This is a genomic window from Anaerosporobacter sp., assembly GCF_965301125.1.
Map to the genome: position 1 here is coordinate 1 of NZ_CBDLAM010000259.1, position 4302 is coordinate 4302.

At 32.4% G+C, this 4302-nt stretch carries 4 protein-coding genes; 3 read left to right on the top strand and 1 reads right to left on the bottom strand.

Annotated features, from left to right (window positions below; genetic code table 11):
- The first annotated feature begins 208 nt into the window (after nucleotides 1–208).
- The 3 genes from ACW2QF_RS18175 to ACW2QF_RS18185 are packed head-to-tail and all read left to right on the top strand — an operon-like array spanning nucleotide 209 to nucleotide 2795.
- Nucleotides 209–1240, top strand: coding sequence for a polysaccharide pyruvyl transferase family protein (locus ACW2QF_RS18175; protein WP_455717431.1), 1032 nt, complete (start codon nucleotides 209–211; stop codon nucleotides 1238–1240).
- 34 nt (nucleotides 1241–1274) lie between these two features.
- On the top strand, nucleotides 1275–1964 hold the full coding sequence (locus ACW2QF_RS18180) for a response regulator transcription factor (protein ID WP_455717432.1): 690 nt from the start codon (nucleotides 1275–1277) through the stop codon (nucleotides 1962–1964).
- Nucleotides 1965–1976: 12 nt separating this feature from the next.
- Nucleotides 1977–2795, top strand: coding sequence for a sensor histidine kinase (locus tag ACW2QF_RS18185; protein WP_455717433.1), 819 nt, complete (start codon nucleotides 1977–1979; stop codon nucleotides 2793–2795).
- Between the two features lie 101 nt (nucleotides 2796–2896).
- Here ACW2QF_RS18185 and ACW2QF_RS18190 read toward each other — a convergent pair whose 3' ends face one another.
- Nucleotides 2897–4204, bottom strand: coding sequence for an ABC transporter ATP-binding protein (locus tag ACW2QF_RS18190; protein ID WP_455717434.1), 1308 nt, complete (start codon nucleotides 4202–4204; stop codon nucleotides 2897–2899).
- Nucleotides 4205–4302: the final 98 nt, after the last annotated feature.

The following is a 4302-nucleotide window of genomic DNA, read 5'->3' on the forward strand; positions in this document are numbered from 1 at the left end:
ATATGAAAGATTGATCTTTTTATATTAATAATAAGAATGTTTTTCTGCTTTTAAGCTTTACTTCCTTGCCGTAATAAGGGATAATGGAAAGATTAAAAGCACTGCATAACTTGAAATTCGTTCATTTTTCAAAAATCACTCTTTTTAATTTTGTAAATTTTTGGTATAATGTTCTCACTAGCTTTTATTACTTACAAGGAGGATATCTATGTTTAGTTTTTTAGGAAGCAAGATTGCAAAACATATTAACCTAATAAAAAAATATTCCGATATACCTAGTAGCCCGTTCACTATATATCTTATTGGAACAGAAGATTTGAATAATTTAGGTGATCACCATATTGCTATTTCTCAGTTGGAATTTCTCAAGAAATACTTTAGTGATTGTACCATTATAGAAATCCCTATTTCTACGTTTGGTTCTGAGCTTAGATACTTAAAACATAAAATAAAACCTAACGATATTCTCTTCTGTACAGGTGGTGGTAATTGTGGTGATGCTTATGCAAATTCAGAAAGCATACGGCATTCGATAATTGAAAGTTTTCCTAATAATAAAATCACTATATTTCCACAGACAATTGATTTTAGTGATACAGACGATGGACAAACCCTTTTATCAAAAGCAAAATCCATATATAGTAGCCCTAATGTATTATTTCTAACCAGGGAAAAAACTTCGTATAATTTTGCAAAGAATAATTTTAAATGCACCACGTTACTTTATCCAGACATTGTGCTATTTAGTAATCATTGTAATATACATAATTTAAGGCAAAATGCCCTCCTATGCATGCGTAGTGATAAGGAAAAATCTATTACCACTGATAACGAATTAGCTATTAAAACATCTCTTAAGCAAAGAGGGTATTCTTACACATATATGGATACTACAACTGCAGAAGATATTTCAATTAATACTAGAGATGAAGCAATCAATAACATAATGAAGCGATTAACATCAACTAAATTGGTTATTACAGATCGCCTTCACGGTATGGTATTTAGCGCTATTACACAAACACCTTGTGTAGTATTATCAAACTATAATCATAAGGTAAAAGGTGTATATGAATGGATTAAAGATTTAAATTACATAGAATTTGTAGAATCTAATGATGACATTATAAATGCTATTGATACAGTAACAGCCGTTAAGTCTCCACGCTTGAATAATAACAGATTATTGAATGAATTTGATGCTATGGCACGCGATATCAAAGAATTTATAGCAATGTAATTTTCAGTCAAATACTAAAAGAGGAGGTGATTCAATGTCAAAATTATTACTAGTAGATGATGACATTGATGTTTTATCAGTAAATAAAAAATATTTCACAAAAGAAGGCTACGAGGTAAAAGTTGCAAGTAATGCAATTACTGCTATAAAATTACTTAAAACTTTTTCAGCAGATTGTATAATCCTTGATGTTATGATGCCTGGTCTTAACGGATTCGATGCTTGTAAGCAAATTCGTACTATTACCAATTCTCCAATCATCTTTCTTACAGGATGCTCAAATGAGAAGGATACAATAAATGGTCTATTGATTGGTGGAGATGATTACATTATAAAACCATATAGCCTTAAAGAATTATCAGCAAGAATTCAAGTGCAGATTCGTCGTACTTCTAAAGCTTATGAAGATTCTACTACTATCTCTTGTCCTCCTTTATTCATTGATTTAGTTGGCCATAAAGCTCTCTTTAACGATGAGGATATTCCTCTATCTAATCGAGAATATGAACTGCTATATCTGTTAGCAACGAAACCTAATTGTACCGTTACCTTTGAGGATATTGGAATTGCAATGTGGGGTACTTATTCAGAGACTGACAGAAGAACAATTATGGTTACCGCGAGTAGATTAAGAAAAAAACTAGAAGATTATATTGGCTTATCTGAATATATTGAAACAGTTTGGTCTAAAGGATATAAACTTATAGTAAAATCACAACATTAGGAGGTTACTCACATGGAGAAACAAAAAGTTCCTTTTATAACACCTGAATTGACCGTAGAGGAACTAACACAAGCCTTGTATGATACAAGTCTTAGGTTGCAACATACCAACCAAGAATTATTACAATCGCAGAAAGAACAGCAAGAGATTTTTACTAACGTATCTCACGATTTACGTTCACCTATAACCGCTATTAGAAATTCCGTCGAATATTTACTTTCCTCAGAAAAGCTTGATGAGGTTGAAACTAATAATATTTTGCAAATAGTACTCCGTAGAATTGACTTTCTTGAACAATTAATTAATGATGTATTCCTTTTAACCTCCATTGATTCAACACAAAAAACTTTTTCTTTTGAACCCATTAACACAGGAATGCTTCTAGAGGATTTCTTCTTCACTTGTTGTGAAGACAGAAATTACTCTGCGTGTAAACTAGATCTTAATGTTCCCGCTCATTTCCCTTACCAAGTTCTAGCTGATGGTAAAATGTTAGTTAGAGTCTTGGACAATTTATTCACCAATGCATTAAAGTACTCCGATGGAGACCTTACCATAACACTTTCCGCTTGTACTATTGACAATACCACTATTAAAATAACTGTCTCCGATACTGGTATGGGTATCGCTAAAGATCATATTGAAAAAATCTTTAATCGTACATATATGGTAGCTAATTCAAGAACACCAAGTACGGCTACTGGTTGTGGTTTAGGATTGTCAATAGCTAAGTCAATAATAGAAAAACATAATGGTCAAATATGGTGTGAAAGTGATCTTGGTAAAGGAAGTGAATTTTCCTTCTCTCTACCAATTATTGAGAACAATTAAGCCAAAGATTTTCATACACTAAAAAACAACTTTTCTACACTGAAAGCCATTTCGTGAAAATAAATGTTCCTATATGGCTTTTAAGTAAAAAAGTTGTTTTTTTAAATTAATTGTTCAAATATTTTCTTCTCATAAATACAGATCTCACGATCACAATATTTTAATACAGATCTTCTATGGGTAATTAGCAAACAAGTCGGTCTTGGTGAAATATTTTGAATACCTTGTAAAACGGATAATTCTGTTTTTTCATCAAGGGAAGACGTTGCTTCATCCAAAATTAAAAATGGTGCTTTTCTTACTAGTGCTCTAGCAATTGCAATTCTTTGTGCTTGCCCTTCTGATATTCCATGGCCGCTTTCTCCAATAACAGTATCTAAACCATTTGGTAATTCGCTAACAAACTCATATCCAGAAGCCATTGTAAGAGCTTCAACAATCTCTTCCTCTGTACAGTCCAATCGTCCCATACGAACATTCTCACGTATTGTTCCACTAAACAATGTATTACCTTGAGGAACATAGGATATGAAATTTCTGGTACCTGCATTTGCCTTTTCTACCTGCCCTAAACTATTATTAAATTCTATGCAGCCACCTACTTCACTCATAAATGACATAATCAACCGGACTAAGGTTGTCTTTCCAATTCCTGATTCACCTACAATTGCAACAAATTCACCAGGTCGAATCTGAATATTGGCTCCCTCTAATACTTCTTCCTCTGTATAACCAAACGTAAGATTATTTATATTAATTCCGATATTTTCTGCTTCAATATGATTTTCTAATTTTTCTTCCATTGGTATATCTTGAATCTCGATTATACGTCCTGCTGATGCTAGTATATTGACAACTTTAGGCACATATTGCGCTAAAGACATAACTGGAGCTTGAATTCTATTTACTAATGTTAGGAATACTGACATTGTACCATATGTAATTACTTTTCTTGATAGTTGTATTGCACCAAAAGCAAAGGCGGCAATGTAACCAAGTTGAAAGGAAATTGACATAATTGTTGAACTGATTATTCCCATTTTACTTTTTTTCAACACCCAATAAAATCTCTCATCTCTAAGCTCCACTAACTTATCAGTAGAATATTGCTCATTAGCAAATGCTTTAACCACTAATAAGTTACTTAAACTCTCTTGCATAAACGATCTATATGCAGATTCAGTTTCCTGTACCTTTACTTGTAATACTTTCAGCTTTCGTCCAAGCAAAAAGCAAACAACTGCCACTATTGGTGCAATAGAAAGTGCAAATATAGCTAACCTCGGCTCATAATAAAAGAGTGTAAAGAATGTAGCGACTAATTCAATTATTAATCTAAAAATGGTAGGAATCACTGTCACTATACCATCAGCAACATTTCCTGCATCACTAGATAATCTTGTAACCAAATCTCCGGTGTGATATTACTTCACATCCATCCAGTCAGAATTCATAATTTTTTCATATCCCTCTTTTCTAATAACAAAAGAGCATATCTCGTTAAAAA